The organism is Pseudomonas sp. LAMO17WK12:I10 (assembly GCF_900215185.1).
Lineage (GTDB): Bacteria > Pseudomonadota > Gammaproteobacteria > Pseudomonadales > Pseudomonadaceae > Aquipseudomonas > Aquipseudomonas chlororaphis.
Window position 1 is genome coordinate 65,126 of sequence record NZ_OBDX01000004.1, and the last position, 15,770, is coordinate 80,895.

Here is a 15,770-nt window from a genome sequence, read left to right on the forward strand (position 1 = left end):
AGATGATAATGCTTATCATCTACGTCCAAGGTCAAGCCCTGAGTGAATCATCGACGCCCGGAGAGGTAGGTCGGGTAGTCCGGAATCCGGTAGTTGTGCGCCTGCTCCATCAGCGGGCTGCTGAGCAGGTAGTCGGCGCTGCATTCGTTGCAGGCCACGGGAATGTTCCAGACCGCCGCGACCCGTAGCAGGGCCTTGATGTCCGGATCGTGGGGCTGGGGTTCGAAGGGGTCCCAGAAGAACACCAGCATGTCCACCCGCTGCTCGGCGATCCGCGCGCCGAGTTGCTGGTCGCCGCCCAGGGGGCCGCTGATCATGCTTCCACCGGCAGGCCCAGGCGCTGGCGCAGCAACTGGCCGGTGGTGCCGGTGGCCAGCAGGTCGTGCTCGGCGAGCCGGTCTTTCTGCCGCTCGGCCCAGTCGAGGAGGAAACTCTTGCAATGGTCGTGGGCCACCAGGGCGATGCGCTTGCGCGCCGCCATGCCGGCCTGGGTGAAGCTGATACCGATCATCGGTGGTGGCTCCGGGAGGGAGAGAGTCTGCAGGAGCTGCCGAGGCTGCGATCTTTGCGCGCTTGAACCTCGAATGTGAAGATCAAAAGATCGCAGCCTGCGGCAGCTCCCGCGCCGCAGGCCGTGGGTTTACTCGGCGCTGCACAGGGCCAGGCAGTTATCCAGCATGCGGTTGGAGAAGCCCCACTCGTTGTCGTACCAGGCCAGGACCTTGAGCAGCTTGCCGCCGCTGACCTTGGTGTGATTGGCGTCGAAGATCGACGACAGCGGGTTGTGGTTGAAGTCGCTGGAGACCAGCGGCAGGCTGTTGTAGCCAAGGATCTTCGAGTGCTGGCTGGCGCTCTTGAGCAGGGCGTTGACCTCCTCGGCGGTGGTGTTGCGCTTGAGCTGCACGGTCAGGTCCACCAGCGATACGTTGATCACCGGGACGCGCACCGCCATGCCGGTCAGCTTGCCCGCCAGTTCCGGCAGCACCAGGCCCACGGCTTCGGCCGCGCCGGTCTTGCTCGGGATCATGTTCTGGGTGGCCGAACGGGCGCGGTACGGATCGCTGTGGTAGACGTCGGTCAGGTTCTGGTCGTTGGTGTAGGCGTGGATGGTGGTCATCAGCCCGCTTTCGATGCCCAGCTCGCGGTTCAGCACCTGGGCCACCGGCGCCAGGCAGTTGGTGGTGCACGAAGCGTTGGAAATGATCTGGTGCGACTGGCGCAGAATGTCGTGGTTCACGCCATACACCACGGTGGCGTCGGCGCCTTTGGCCGGGGCGGAAATAATCACTTTGCGGGCGCCGGCGCTGATATGGGCGGCGGCCTTGGCACGGTCGGTGAACAGACCGGTGCATTCGAATACCACGTCTATCTTCTCGGCGGCCCAGGGCAGTTCGGCCGGATTGCGGATGGCGCTGACGGCGATCCGGTCGCCGTTGACGGTCAGGCTTTCCTGATCGTGCTGCACCTCGGCATCGAAGGTGCCGTGAACGGTGTCGTATTTGAGCAGGTGGGCATTGATCGAACTATCACCCAGATCGTTGATGGCGACGATCTGCAGATCCTGACGATAGCCTTGGGTATAAAGTGCGCGCAGGACGTTGCGGCCGATACGGCCAAAACCATTGATTGCGATTCGTAGAGTCATTAGAAAAGCGCCTGCCGTAGTTTTGTTGTTGGAATTACAAGATTATTCGCAAAAAAATAGAAAACAAGCCTTTTTGGTGGCAATATTTTGTTTTATCTACAACGAGTGACCTGAATCAACTGGTCCAAATGGTCAAGAAACCCTCTGCCATCCCCTGTGCCGCGGGCGTTTTGACCAGCATAGACAAACAGGTCGCCACATCCGTTAGCCTGGAGTTCTACACATGCATCCCCGCGTTCTTGAGGTCACCGAACGGCTTGTCGCCCGCAGTCGCGCCACTCGCGAGGCTTACCTCGCCCTGATCCGCGGCGCCGCCAGCGATGGCCCGCAACGGGGCAAGCTGCAGTGTGCGAACTTCGCCCACGGCGTTGCCGGCTGCGGCTCGGAAGACAAGCACAGCCTGCGCATGATGAATGCCGCCAACGTGGCGATTGTTTCGTCATATAACGACATGCTCTCGGCGCACCAGCCGTACGAGCACTTTCCCGAACAGATCAAGAAGGCCCTGCGCGAGATGGGTTCGGTCGGCCAGTTCGCTGGCGGCACCCCTGCCATGTGCGATGGCGTGACCCAGGGCGAGGCCGGCATGGAACTGAGCCTGCCGAGCCGCGAGGTGATCGCGCTGTCCACCGCGGTGGCCTTGTCCCACAACATGTTCGACGCCGCGCTGATGCTCGGCATCTGCGACAAGATCGTCCCGGGCCTGATGATGGGCGCGTTGCGCTTCGGCCACCTGCCGACCATCTTCGTCCCGGGCGGGCCGATGCCGTCGGGCATTTCCAACAAGGAAAAGGCCGACGTGCGCCAGCGTTACGCCGAAGGCAAGGCGACCCGCGAAGAGCTGCTGGAATCGGAGATGAAGTCCTACCACAGCCCGGGCACCTGCACCTTCTACGGCACCGCCAACACCAACCAGCTGCTGATGGAAGTCATGGGCCTGCACTTGCCGGGCGCGTCCTTCGTCAACCCCTACACGCCACTGCGCGACGCCCTGACCCATGAGGCGGCGCAGCAGGTCACCCGCCTGACCAAGCAGAGCGGCAACTTCACGCCGATCGGCGAGATCGTCGACGAGCGTTCGCTGGTCAACTCCATCGTTGCCTTGCACGCCACCGGCGGTTCGACCAACCACACCCTGCACATGCCGGCGATTGCCCAGGCCGCGGGCATCCAGCTGACCTGGCAGGACATGGCCGACCTCTCCGAGGTGGTGCCGACCCTGTCCCACGTCTATCCGAACGGCAAGGCCGACATCAACCACTTCCAGGCCGCGGGCGGCATGGCGTTCCTGATCCGCGAACTGCTGGAAGCCGGCCTGCTCCACGAAGACGTCAACACCGTGGCCGGCCGTGGCCTGAGCCGCTACACCCAGGAACCCTTCCTGGACAACGGTAAGCTGGTGTGGCGCGACGGCCCGATCGAAAGCCTCGACGAAAACATCCTGCGCCCGGTGGCCCGCGCGTTCTCGCCGGAAGGCGGCCTGCGGGTGATGGAAGGCAACCTCGGTCGCGGGGTGATGAAAGTCTCCGCCGTGGCGCTGCAGCACCAGATCGTCGAAGCGCCGGCGGTGGTGTTCCAGGACCAGCAGGACCTGGCCGATGCGTTCAAGGCCGGCGAGCTGGAAAAAGACTTCGTGGCGGTGATGCGCTTCCAGGGCCCGCGTTCCAACGGCATGCCGGAACTGCACAAGATGACGCCGTTCCTCGGTGTGTTGCAGGACCGCGGCTTCAAGGTCGCGCTGGTCACCGACGGGCGCATGTCCGGGGCCTCGGGCAAGATCCCGGCGGCGATCCACGTCAGCCCGGAAGCCCAGGTCGGCGGCGCGCTGGCGCGAGTACGCGACGGAGACATCATTCGCGTGGATGGCGTAAAGGGCACGCTGGAGCTTAAGGTAGACGCCGATGAATTCGCCGCCCGCGAGCCGGCCAAGGGCCTGCTGGGCAACAACGTCGGCAGCGGCCGCGAATTGTTCGGTTTCATGCGCATGGCCTTCAGCTCGGCGGAGCAGGGCGCCAGCGCCTTTACCTCTGCCCTGGAGAACCTTAAGTGAAGTTAGCGCTGGTCGGTGACATTGGTGGAACCAATGCGCGTTTTGCGTTGTGGAAAGACCAGCGCCTGGAGTCGATCCAGGTGCTGGCGACGGCGGACCACGCCAGCCCGGAAGAAGCCATCGGCGTCTACCTGGGCGGCCTCGGCCTGGCGCCGGGTGCGATCGGCGCGGTGTGCCTGTCGGTGGCCGGCCCGGTCGGCGGCGACGAATTTCGTTTTACCAACAACCATTGGCGCCTGAGCCGCAAGGCCTTCTGCCAGACCTTGCAGGTCGACGAACTGCTGCTGGTCAATGACTTCTCGGCCATGGCCCTGGGCATGACCCGCCTGCAGCCCGGCGAGTTCCGGGTGGTTTGCGAAGGCACCGCCGAGCCGTTGCGCCCGGCGGTGGTGATCGGGCCGGGCACCGGCCTGGGCGTCGGCACCCTGCTGGATCTGGGCGAAGGCCGCTGGGCCGCCTTGCCGGGCGAGGGCGGGCATGTCGACCTGCCGTTGAGCAGCCCGCGGGAAACCCAGTTGTGGCAGCACATCTACAGCGAGATCGGCCACGTCAGCGCCGAGACCGCGCTCAGCGGCGGCGGCTTGCCCCGGGTGTACCGGGCGATCTGCGCGGTGGACGGGCACGAGCCGCTGCTTGACACCCCGGAAGCCATCACCGCCGCGGGTCTGGCCGGCGACCCCATCGCCCTGGAAGTGCTCGAGCAGTTCTGCTGCTGGCTGGGCCGGGTGGCGGGCAACAACGTGCTGACCACGGGTGGGCGCGGTGGCGTGTACATCGTCGGTGGGGTGATCCCGCGGTTCGCCGACTTTTTCGTCGAAAGCGGTTTTGCCCGTTGTTTTGCCGACAAGGGCTGCATGAGCGATTACTTCAAGGGCATCCCGGTGTGGCTGGTGACGGCGCCGTATTCGGGCCTGACCGGTGCCGGGGTGGCGCTGGAGCAGGCGTTCGCCTGATCCAGTTCTACCTCTGTAGCCGCTGCCGAGCCTGCGAGGCTGCGATAAGGCCGAAGGCCTTCAGCGATCTTTAAATCCCCGCGCCCGATTCGTCGGAATGCCGCCCAGGTCGATCGCAGCCTCGCGGGCTCGGCAGCGGCTACAGAGCCTTGGTATCTACGTTTCGTTGATCGGTAAGGCATAATCCGGCCCCATTCATAACAACAAAGGACGGCCCGCGTGAGTTCAGTCAGTAAGTCGATCTTGTTGGTTGATGACGATCAGGAAATACGCGAGCTGCTGGAGACCTACCTCAGTCGCGCCGGCTTCCAGGTCCGCAGCACGCCCGACGGCGCCGGTTTTCGCCAGGCGCTGAACGAGGCACCGAGCGACCTGGTGATTCTCGACGTGATGCTGCCGGACGAAGACGGCTTCAGCCTGTGCCGCTGGATTCGCCAGCATCCGCGGGTCGGCCAGGTGCCGATCATCATGCTCACGGCCAGCTCCGACGAAGCCGACCGGGTAATCGGCCTGGAGCTGGGTGCCGACGATTACCTGGGCAAGCCCTTCAGCCCCCGGGAATTGCAGGCGCGGATCAAGGCCCTGTTGCGCCGTGCGCAGTTCGGCCAGGAGCGCGCCGGCGGCGAGGTGCTGTGCTTCGACGAGTGGCGCCTGGACATGGTCAGCCACCGGCTGTTCCACAACGACGGCGAGGAAGTGATCCTCTCCGGCGCCGACTTCGCCCTGCTCAAGCTGTTCCTCGACCACCCCCAGGAAATCCTCGACCGCGACACCATCGGCAATGCCACCCGCGGCCGTGAGCTGATGCCCCTGGACCGCATCGTCGACATGGCGGTCAGCCGCCTGCGCCAACGCCTGCGCGACACCGAGAAGCCACCGCGGCTGATCCGCACCGTGCGCGGCAGCGGTTACCAGTTGGCAGCCAATGTGGTTGCCGGCAATGCTCACTGAGTGGCCGCGCAAGCTGCTGGCGCGGGTGCCGGTGCCGCGTTCGCTGCTGGGCCGGATGTTGCTGCTGACGCTGCTGGCGGTGTTGTTCGCGCAAACCTTGTCCAGCGTGATCTGGGTATCGCAATTGCGCGCCACCCAGCTCGAAGGCCTGGTGACCAGCGCCCGCAGCCTGGCCCACTCGATGACCGCCAGCGTCAGCTACTTTCGCTCGCTGCCGGTGGCGTACCGGCCGCTGGTGCTCGACCAGTTGCGCAGTATGGGCGGCACCCGTTTTGTCGTGACCCTCAACGACAAGCCGCTGGGCATGGAGGTGCTACCGATCACGCCACGCAAGCAGGCGGTGCTCAAGGCGGTGGACGAAGTGCTGCGCCAGTCCCTGGGCAACGATGCCTACATCTCGGTGACCTTCGTCAGTCCCGAGGACCTGCGGATTTTCAACGGCGGCCTGAAACTCGATGAGTTGCCGCGTTCCTGGGCCCACTACGCCCTGACCCTGGAGCCGGTGAACCCGCCGGTGCTGGTCACGCAGATCCAGATGGCGCCGGGGGAGTGGCTGTACATCGCCTCGCTGTTGCCCGAGCCCTACACCAGCCTCGAAGAACAGGGGCTGCCGGCGCAGCAGGTGTGGTTCATCGTGCTCACCAGCGGTTTCCTGCTGCTGTTCATCGGCCTGCTGGTGCATTGGCAGAGTCGGCCGCTCAAGCGCCTGGCGCGGGCCGCGCGGGACATGTCCCTGGGCGCCGATGTGCAGCCGGTGGCCGAAGGCGGCGGCAGCGAAGTGGTGGAAGTCGGCCGGGCCTTCAATGCCATGCGCGAGCGCATCAGCCGTTACCTGACCGAGCGCAGCCAGCTGTTCAGTGCGATTTCCCACGACCTGCGCACGCCCATCACCCGGCTGCGGCTGCGGGTCGAACTGCTGGAGGACGAGCAGTTGCAAACCAAGTTCGGCCGCGACCTGGATGAGCTGGAGTTGCTGGTCAAGGGCGCGCTGCAATGCGTCAAGGACACCGATATCCACGAGAACATCGAGCCGGTGGACCTCAACCAGGTGCTCGACTGCCTGGTGGAGCCTTACCTGGCGCCCAACGGCAACGGCCGCGTGACCCAGCAGGGGCGGGCGCTGGCGCCTTATCCGGGCAAGCCCCTGGCGCTCAAGCGCTGCATGGGCAACCTGATCGACAACGCGCTGAAGTATGGGCAGAACGCCCACCTGCACATCGACGACGATGCCAACGCGTTCATCCTGCATGTCGACGACGAAGGCCCGGGCGTGCCGGAGCAGCGCCTGGAGCAGGTGTTCGAACCGCATTTTCGCCTGTCCGGCCAGCAGCAGGGCTACGGCCTGGGCCTGGGCATCGCTCGCAACATCGCCCATAGCCATGGCGGCGAGGTCAGTCTGCAGAACCTGCGCGAAGGCGGTTTGCGCGTGACCCTGTACCTGCCGCGCTCCATGGATTGATGCCCTTGTAGCCGCTGGCGAAGCCTGCGCCCGGCCGCGTAGCGGTCGTAAAACGTTATGCCGCGCTAGGCTGTATGACCGAGGCGCCGGTTTTGCGCGCCCTGCGGTCTCGAGCGCAGCCTGCGGCAGCGGCTACAGGGATTTTTGTCACGGCTTGGTGACATATCCTGTGACCTTCGTTACCTGCCCACGCGAACCCGTTGTTTAGACTCAAGGCCCTGATAAGAACAACAACAGGTTCGCCATGAACACTATTCCACTGACGTTCAGCAGTTGGCTGAACGCTCCTGCCCATCATCAATGGCTGGCCGCCGAAGGCCAGCGCCTGCTGGGGTTCGCCCGCGCGGCACGGCTGCCCGAAGGCTTCGGCGACCTGGACGAGCGCGGGCGCCTGCCGAGCGATGCCCGGGCCGGCACCATGAACACCGCGCGCATGACCCACAGTTTCGCCATGGCCCATATCCAGGGCATTCCCGGTTACGCCGCGCTGGTGGACCACGGCATCGCCGCGCTCAACGGTGCGCTGCGCGATGGCCAGTACGGCGGCTGGTTCGCCAGCCCCGGACAGGCCGACGGCAACAGCGGCAAGGCCGCCTACCTGCATGCCTTTGTCGCCCTGGCGGCGAGTTCCGCGGCGGTGGCCGCACGCCCCGGCGCCGAGGCCTTGCTGGCGGAGGCGATCGGGGTCATCGAAACGCATTTCTGGAGCGAGGAGGAGGGCGCGATGCGCGAGTCCTTCAACCGCGACTGGAGCGGCGAGGAGGCCTATCGCGGCGCCAACAGCAACATGCACGCCACCGAGGCGTTCCTCGCCCTGGCCGATGTCACCCAGGACCCGCGCTGGCTCAACCGTGCCCTGCACATTGTCGAGCGGGTCATCCATGAGCATGCCGCCGCCGGCGATTACCGGGTCATCGAGCATTTCGACCGGCAGTGGCAGCCGCTGCCGGATTACAACCAGGAACATCCGGCCGACGGTTTCCGCCCCTATGGCACCACCCCCGGGCATGCCTTCGAGTGGGCCCGCCTGCTGCTGCACCTGGAAGCCGCGCGCTGCCAGGCCGGCATGCTCAGCCCCGGCTGGCTGCTGCTGGATGCCCAGAAACTCTTCGAGAATGCCTGCCGTGACGCCTGGGACGTCGATGGCGCGCCGGGCATCGTCTACACCCTGGACTGGCAGCAGCGCCCCGTGGTACGCCAGCGCCTGCACTGGACCCACGCCGAAGCCAGCGCGGCGGCCAGCGCCTTGCTGCAGCGCACCGGGGAGGCGCAGTACGAAACCTGGTATCGGCGCTTCTGGGAGTTCACTGCCGAGCATTTCATCGACCCGCTGCACGGCAGCTGGCATCACGAGCTGGACGGCAACAACAGGCCCAGCGCCGAGATCTGGGCCGGCAAGCCGGACCTGTATCACGCCTGGCAGGCGGTGCTGATTCCGCGCCTGCCCCTGGCACCGAGCATGGCGTCAGCCTTGGCCGAAGTGTCTAGACTGGGCATTGTGTAACCATGTGGTGACATTCGCGCATCCCTTCGTTACCTGCGCGGATGGGCCCCCTGTTTAGAATCCTATGCAGCGCAAGCACCAGACTTGCATGCATAACAACAAGAAAGGTACACCTCAGATGAATGCGATTTCTCGTCTAGCTGCTGTCATTTCCGTTGCCTCGTTGTTTCCCCTCAGTGCATTCCCTCTCGTTTCCGTTGCCGCCGATGCCAAAGGTTCCGTGGAAGTCGTCCATTGGTGGACTTCCGGCGGTGAAAAAGCGGCGGTCGATGTGCTCAAGGCCCAGGTCGAAAAAGACGGTTTCACCTGGAAAGACGGCGCAGTCGCCGGCGGTGGCGGTGCCACGGCCATGACCGTGCTGAAAAGCCGCGCCGTTTCCGGCAACCCGCCGGGCGTTGCCCAGATCAAGGGCCCGGACATCCAGGAGTGGGGTAGCACCGGCCTGCTCAGCACCGACGCGCTGAAAGACGTGGCCAAGTCGGAAAACTGGGACGGCCTGCTTTCCAAGAAAGTCTCCGACACCGTGAAGTACGAAGGTGACTATGTCGCCGTGCCGGTGAACATCCATCGCGTCAACTGGCTGTGGATCAACCCGGAAGTCTTCAAGAAGGCCGGGATCGACAAGGCCCCGACCACCCTCGAAGAATTCTATGCCGCCGGCGACAAGCTCAAGGCCGCCGGCTTCATCGCCCTGGCCCATGGCGGCCAGCCATGGCAGGACAGCACCGTGTTCGAAGACGTGGTGCTCTCGGTCATGGGCGCCGATGGCTACAAGAAAGCCCTGGTCGACCTGGACCAGAAAACCCTCGCCGGCCCGGAGATGACCAAGGCCTTCGCCGAGCTGAAGAAAGTCACCGGCTACATGGACCCGAACCGCGCCGGGCGTGACTGGAACATCGCCGCCGCCGACGTCATCAACGGCAAGGCCGGCATGCAGATGATGGGCGACTGGGCCAAGAGCGAGTGGACCGCGGCGAAGAAAGTCGCCGGCAAGGACTACCAGTGCGTGGCCTTCCCGGGCACCGACAAAGCCTTCACCTACAACATCGACTCCCTGGCGGTGTTCAAGCTCAAGGCCGATCGCAAAGGCGATATCGCCGCGCAGCAGGACCTGGCCAAGGTTGCCCTGGGCAAGGACTTCCAGAAGGTCTTCAGCATCAACAAGGGTTCGATCCCGGTGCGCACCGACATGCTCAACGACATGGCCGCGCAAGGCTTCGACTCCTGCGCCCAGGCGTCGGCCAAGGACTTCCTGGCCGACGACAAGACCGGCGGCCTGCAACCGAGCATGGCGCACAACATGGCCACCTCCCTGGCCGTGCAGGGCGCGATCTTCGATGTGGTGACCAACTTCATGAACGACAAGGACGCGGACCCGGCCAAGGCCAGTGCGCAGCTGGCGTCGGCGGTCAAGGCCGCCCAGTAAGGTCCGGTGCCGCAGGCTAGCCTGCGGCTGTTCCTGAGAGCGCTCTTCCCCTGTAGGAGCGAGGCTTGTCCGCGAAAGCGTCGTACCTGGCACGACGCGTGATCGTTCATCGCGAGCAAGCTTCACTCCTGCAGATACTCACTCCTTCAACTGGATTATCCCGATGAGCTCTGTGGCGGTTTTCAGCAAAGCCTCACCGTTCGACGCGCTGCAGCGCTGGCTCCCCAAGTTGGTCCTGGCGCCAAGCATGCTGATCGTCCTGGTCGGTTTTTACGGTTACATCATCTGGACGTTCATTCTGTCCTTCACCAATTCCAGCTTCATGCCGAGCTACAAGTGGGTCGGCCTGCAGCAATACATGCGCCTGATGGACAACGACCGCTGGTGGGTGGCGAGCAAGAACCTGGCGCTGTTCGGCGGCATGTTCATCGGCATCAGCCTGGTGCTTGGCGTGTTCCTGGCGGTGCTGCTGGACCAGCGCATCCGCAAGGAAGGCTTTATCCGCACCGTCTACCTGTACCCGATGGCGCTGTCGATGATCGTCACCGGTACCGCCTGGAAGTGGCTGCTCAACCCCGGCCTGGGCCTGGACAAGATGCTGCGTGACTGGGGCTGGGAAGGCTTTCGCCTGGACTGGCTGGTGGATCAGGATCGCGTGGTGTACTGCCTGGTGATCGCCGCCGTGTGGCAGGCCTCCGGCTTTGTCATGGCGATGTTCCTCGCCGGCTTGCGCGGCGTCGATCAGTCGATCATTCGCGCCGCCCAGGTCGATGGCGCGAGCCTGCCGACCATCTACCTGAAGATCGTCCTGCCGAGCCTGCGCCCGGTGTTTTTCAGCGCCTTCATGATCCTCGCGCACATCGCGATCAAGAGCTTCGACCTGGTGGCGGCGATGACCGCCGGCGGCCCTGGCTACTCGTCCGACCTGCCGGCGATGTTCATGTATTCCTTCACCTTCAGCCGTGGGCAGATGGGCATAGGTTCGGCCAGCGCCATGCTGATGCTGGGCGCGGTGCTGACCATCCTGGTGCCGTACCTGTACTCCGAACTGCGAGGCAAACGCCATGACTAACCAGCTCGGAAAACCTGCGCTGAACTTCAGCCGCATCGCCATCTACGCCACCCTGCTGCTGGCCGCGGCGGTGTACCTGGTGCCGCTGGTGGTGATGCTGCTCACCAGTTTCAAGACCCCGGAAGACATCCGCACCGGCAACCTGCTGAGCTGGCCGGCCGTGATCGACGGCATCGGCTGGATCAAGGCCTGGGACACCGTGGGTGGCTACTTCTGGAACTCGGTGAAGATCACCGTGCCGGCGGTGATCATCTCGACCTTCGTCGGTGCCATGAACGGCTACGTGCTGTCGATGTGGCGCTTTCGCGGTTCGCAGCTGTTCTTCGGCCTGCTGCTGTTCGGTTGCTTCCTGCCGTTCCAGACCGTGCTGCTGCCGGCGTCCTTCACCCTCGGCAAGTTCGGCCTGGCCAACACCACCAGCGGCCTGGTGCTGGTGCACGTGGTCTACGGGCTGGCGTTCACCACGTTGTTCTTCCGCAACTACTACGTGAGCATCCCGGACGCCCTGGTCAAGGCCGCGCGCCTGGACGGCGCGGGCTTCTTCACCATCTTCGGCAAGATCCTGCTGCCGATGTCGGTGCCGATCGTCATGGTCTGCCTGATCTGGCAGTTCACCCAGATCTGGAACGATTTCCTGTTCGGCGTGGTGTTCGCCAGCGGCGATGCGCAACCGATCACCGTGGCCTTGAACAACCTGGTCAACACCAGCACCGGGACCAAGGAATACAACGTTGATATGGCGGCGGCGATGATCGCCGGGCTGCCGACACTGCTGGTCTACATATTCGCTGGCAAGTATTTCCTGCGTGGGCTGACGTCCGGCGCGGTCAAGGGGTAAAAGATGGCAACTCTCGAATTACGCAACGTCAACAAGACCTACGGCAGCGGCTTGCCGGACACCCTGAAGAACATCGAACTGAAGATCGATGACGGTGAGTTCCTGATTCTCGTGGGGCCCTCGGGCTGCGGTAAGTCCACCCTGATGAACTGCATCGCCGGCCTGGAAAACATCAGCGGCGGGGCGATCCTGGTGGACGACGCCGACATCAGCGGCATGAGCCCGAAAGACCGCGACATCGCCATGGTGTTCCAGTCCTACGCGCTGTACCCGACCATGAGCGTGCGCGACAACATCGCCTTCGGCCTGAAGATCCGCAAGATGCCGGCCGCCGAGATCGACGAGGAAGTGGCGCGGGTGGCCAAGCTGCTGCAGATCGAACACCTGCTCAGCCGCAAGCCCGGCCAGCTGTCCGGCGGCCAGCAACAGCGCGTGGCCATGGGCCGGGCCCTGGCGCGGCGGCCGAAGATCTACCTGTTCGACGAACCGCTGTCCAACCTCGACGCCAAGCTGCGGGTCGAGATGCGCACCGAAATGAAACTGATGCACCAGCGCCTGAAAACCACCACGGTCTACGTCACCCACGACCAGATCGAAGCCATGACCCTGGGCGACAAGGTGGCGGTGATGAAGGACGGCATCATCCAGCAGTTCGGTACCCCGAAACAGATCTACAACGACCCGGCCAACCTGTTCGTGGCCAGCTTCATCGGATCGCCGCCGATGAACTTCATCCCCCTGCGCCTGCAGCGCAAGGACGGCCGCCTGCTGGCCCTGCTGGACAGCGGCCAGGCCCGTTGCGAGCTGCCTTTGGGCATGCAGGACGCCGGCCTGGAAGACCGTGAAGTGATCCTCGGCATCCGCCCGGAGCAGATCGGCCTGGCGAACGGCGAGGGCAACGGCCTGCCGACCCTGCGCGCCGAGGTCCAGGTCACCGAGCCGACCGGTCCCGACACCCTGGTGTTCGTCAACCTCAACGGCACCAAGGTCTGCTGCCGCCTGGCGCCGGATGTGGCGCCGCAGGTCGGCGAAACCCTGACCCTGCAGTTCGATCCGGCCAAGGTTCTGCTGTTCGATGCCAAGAGTGGCGAGCGCCTGGGTGTTGCGGCCCCTGCGCTGGTCGAAACCCACGCCAGCAACGTGGCGCAGTTCAAGGGGCGTTGAGGCCCGCGTTATTGGAGCAAGGACGTACCGAATGCGCGGCGGATGGCCTGTCATCCGTCGCATCAGGTGTAAACCGCGTTAGAGAAAAACAGTTAATAACAATAAAGACGAGGATGTAGGGATGAAAAACAAGAGCACCAATGCACGCTTGATCTGCCAGTTGTCAGCGATTGCGGCAATGACCCTGGCCGGTAGCGCGCACGCTGACGAAGCGTTCAGCGCTGATTCGAAATGGATGACCGGCGACTGGGGTGGCGAGCGGACCAAGCTGCTCGAGAAAGGGATCGACATCAAGGCCGATTACGTTGGCGAAATGGGCGCCAACCTGCACGGCGGCTACAACGACGACAAGACCGGACGCTACAGCGACCAGTTCGGCCTGGGCGTGGCCCTGGACCTGGAAAAACTCTGGGGCTGGGACAACACCCAGGCGAAGATCCAGCTGACCAACCGTAACGGCCAGAACATCTCCAACGACCGTATCGGCGACCCGCGTGCCGGCACCCTGAGCTCCTCCCAGGAAGTCTACGGCCGTGGCCACATGGTGCGTCTGACCCAACTGTGGATCCAGCACCAGTTCCTCGACGGCAAGCTCGACGTCAAGGCCGGTTACTTCGGCGAAGGCGAAGACTTCAACACCTTCCCCTGCGACTTCCAGAACCTGGCGTTCTGCGGCTCCCAGGTGGGCAACTGGGCAACCAATATCTGGTACAACTGGCCGGTCAGCCAGGCGGCACTGCGGGTGAAGTACCACATCACCCCTGAGCTGTACGCGCAGATCGGCGCATACAACCAGAACCCGTCGCAACTGGAACACGGCAACGGCTTCAAGCTCAGCGGCAGCGGTACCAAGGGCACCGTCCTGCCGGTCGAGCTGGTCTGGTCGCCGAAGGTCAACAACCTGCCGGGCGAGTACCGCGTCGGTTACTACAAGAGCACGGCCGATGCCAGCGACGTGCGTGAGGACGTCAATGGCCAGGACGCCGCGGTCACCCGCGACAGCTATCGCGTGCACAGCAGCAAGCACGGCTACTGGTTCGTCGGGCAGCAGCAGCTCACCACCCACAACGGCGATGCGACCCGCGGTCTGAACATCGCGGCCAACGCTACGTTCCACGACAAGGACACCAACTTCATCGACAACTACCAGTCGCTGATGTTCGTGTACAAGGGCCCGTTCGACGCACGTCCGAAGGATGACGTCGGCATTGGTTTCGCCCGTATCCATGTCAACGACGACGTAAAGAAAAACGCCCAGTTGCTCAATGACACCAACGGCGTCAGCAACTACGACGATCCGCTGTTCTCGCCGATCCGCGAGACTGAGTACAACTACGAAATCAACTACGGCTTCCATGTCACCAACTGGCTGACCGTGCGTCCCAACCTGCAGTACATCACCCATCCAGGCGGTGTGGATGAAGTCGACAACGCCCTGGTGGCCGGCCTGAAAATTCAGTCGGTGTTCTAACGCTGTTGCGATAAGCTCCTCCTCTATGTGCGCATTTTTGCGGATGGCCTTGGCTATCCGCTTTTTTTTGGGGACGAACCCGTTCCCTGTAGCCGCTGCCGCAGGCTGCGATCGGCCGGGACGGCCGTAGCGTCCTCAAGATCGCTAAAGGCCTGCGGCCTTATCGCGACCTGCGGCAGCGGCTACAGGGCTTTGCGCATCAATGATGAATATCGGTACAGCAATGATCTTCAGGACCGTGGCCCATGCATGAGCATCCGCTACAACGCTTTTTCAAATCCTTGCGCGAGCGCCCGACCTTCGCCTGGGAGCGCTATCAGATGCGCGATGTGCTGGTGATCGACCATCCGCTGTGCCAGGCGGTGTTCAGTCGCCAGGGCGCGCAACTCCTGCACTTCCAACCGACCGGGCAGAAGCCCTGGCTGTGGTGCGCGGCGAAGTGGCCGCAGGTCGGGGCGATCCGTGGCGGGGTGCCGGTGTGCTGGCCCTGGTACGGCCGTCACCCGAGCGAAAACGCCTGGCCGTCCCATGGCTGGGCCCGGCTGATCGACTGGAAGCTGCTCGACAGCCGCAGTGATGACGAGGGCGTGTACCTGCACTGGCAGTTGCAGCTGTGCGACTGGCAGGTCGACCTGCACGCGCACCTGGGCGAAAGCCTGGACCTGCGTCTGAGCACCGAGCACCAGGACAGCCTGCCGTGCCAGCTGAGCCAGGCTTTGCACGCCTACTGGCGTATTGGCGACGTCGGTGAGGTAGCGCTGTCTGGGCTCGACGGCGCCGAGGGTTACGACCAGTTGAGCCGCCAGGCGTGCCGGCAACAAGGCGAGCTGCGGGTCGATGGCGGCTGCCAGCGGGTGTTCCAGCACGAGGGCGAATTGCAGCTCAAGGACCATGCCTGGCAGCGCGAATTGCGCATCGACACCGGCGACAGGGCCGACACAGTGGTCTGGCATCCGGGCAGCCGGCCGCTGCTGGGGGTGAGCTGGAACGAGGTGTCCGGGTTCGTCTGCGTCGAGGCCGCGGCGGGCGGTACCGACAGCCTGTGCCTGGCGCCGGGGGAGCGGGCGCATCTGAGCCTGCAGGCGCGGGCGGGGGCGTAGTGGCGGGTTGGCGGTGTGGCTGCTGCCGTCATCGCGGGCAAGCCTCGCTCCTACAGAACACATTGAGCTGTAGGAGCGGCCGGTCGACGCTCGATTGCCCGCGATAAGGCCGGAGGGTCCGGCGCAGGGGGAGGGCG

Annotated in this window: 12 protein-coding genes and 1 pseudogene; 11 read left to right on the top strand and 2 right to left on the bottom strand. The window is 64.2% G+C overall.

The genetic code is table 11. The annotated features are described in order from the left end of the window. Nucleotides 1-47 precede the first annotated feature (47 nt). Nucleotides 48-511: pseudogene (locus tag CRO75_RS06360) on the bottom strand (methylglyoxal synthase). 129 nt (nt 512-640) lie between these two features. Then, on the bottom strand, nt 641-1,645 hold the full coding sequence (gene gap / locus CRO75_RS06365) for a type I glyceraldehyde-3-phosphate dehydrogenase (RefSeq protein ID WP_025805853.1): 1,005 nt from the start codon (nt 1,643-1,645) through the stop codon (nt 641-643). Between the two features lie 223 nt (nt 1,646-1,868). Here gap and edd point away from each other — a divergent pair, with 223 nt between their 5' ends. From edd to CRO75_RS06420, 11 genes are all read left to right on the top strand, one after another. Further along, nucleotides 1,869-3,695: a phosphogluconate dehydratase gene (gene edd / locus CRO75_RS06370; protein WP_009045235.1), complete on the top strand. Its 1,827-nt coding sequence runs from the start codon at nt 1,869-1,871 to the stop codon at nt 3,693-3,695. After that, complete coding sequence (locus CRO75_RS06375; protein ID WP_009045234.1) at nt 3,692-4,648, top strand: glucokinase; 957 nt, start codon at nt 3,692-3,694, stop codon at nt 4,646-4,648. Before edd ends, CRO75_RS06375 begins: the two co-directional genes overlap by 4 nt. A gap of 219 nt (nt 4,649-4,867) precedes the next feature. Beyond that, on the top strand, nt 4,868-5,599 hold the full coding sequence (locus tag CRO75_RS06380) for a response regulator transcription factor (protein ID WP_085532040.1): 732 nt from the start codon (nt 4,868-4,870) through the stop codon (nt 5,597-5,599). Continuing rightward, nucleotides 5,589-7,058, top strand: a complete 1,470-nt coding sequence (locus tag CRO75_RS06385; protein WP_009045233.1) for an ATP-binding protein — start codon at nt 5,589-5,591, stop codon at nt 7,056-7,058. The genes CRO75_RS06380 and CRO75_RS06385 overlap by 11 nt, the downstream gene beginning before the upstream one ends. Nucleotides 7,059-7,302: 244 nt before the next feature. After that, entirely contained in the window at nt 7,303-8,562 is a 1,260-nt protein-coding gene (locus tag CRO75_RS06390) for an AGE family epimerase/isomerase (RefSeq protein WP_097134770.1), read from the top strand. Between the two features lie 118 nt (nt 8,563-8,680). Next, complete coding sequence (locus CRO75_RS06395; RefSeq protein WP_097134771.1) at nt 8,681-9,988, top strand: ABC transporter substrate-binding protein; 1,308 nt, start codon at nt 8,681-8,683, stop codon at nt 9,986-9,988. Between the two features lie 163 nt (nt 9,989-10,151). Continuing rightward, nucleotides 10,152-11,060 carry a sugar ABC transporter permease gene (locus CRO75_RS06400; RefSeq protein WP_008032969.1) on the top strand — a complete coding sequence of 303 codons (909 nt, stop codon included), beginning with the start codon at nt 10,152-10,154 and terminating at the stop codon, nt 11,058-11,060. Next, entirely contained in the window at nt 11,053-11,898 is an 846-nt protein-coding gene (locus tag CRO75_RS06405) for a carbohydrate ABC transporter permease (RefSeq protein WP_007926331.1), read from the top strand. Before CRO75_RS06400 ends, CRO75_RS06405 begins: the two co-directional genes overlap by 8 nt. 3 nt (nt 11,899-11,901) lie before the next feature. Beyond that, entirely contained in the window at nt 11,902-13,062 is a 1,161-nt protein-coding gene (locus tag CRO75_RS06410) for an ABC transporter ATP-binding protein (protein ID WP_097134772.1), read from the top strand. Between the two features lie 121 nt (nt 13,063-13,183). After that, nucleotides 13,184-14,533, top strand: coding sequence for a carbohydrate porin (locus CRO75_RS06415; RefSeq protein WP_009045229.1), 1,350 nt, complete (start codon nt 13,184-13,186; stop codon nt 14,531-14,533). A 245-nt stretch (nt 14,534-14,778) separates the two neighbouring features. Beyond that, a complete protein-coding gene (locus CRO75_RS06420; RefSeq protein ID WP_097134773.1) occupies nt 14,779-15,633 on the top strand; it encodes a D-hexose-6-phosphate mutarotase in 855 nt (284 codons plus the stop codon). The last annotated feature ends 137 nt before the right edge of the window (nt 15,634-15,770 follow it).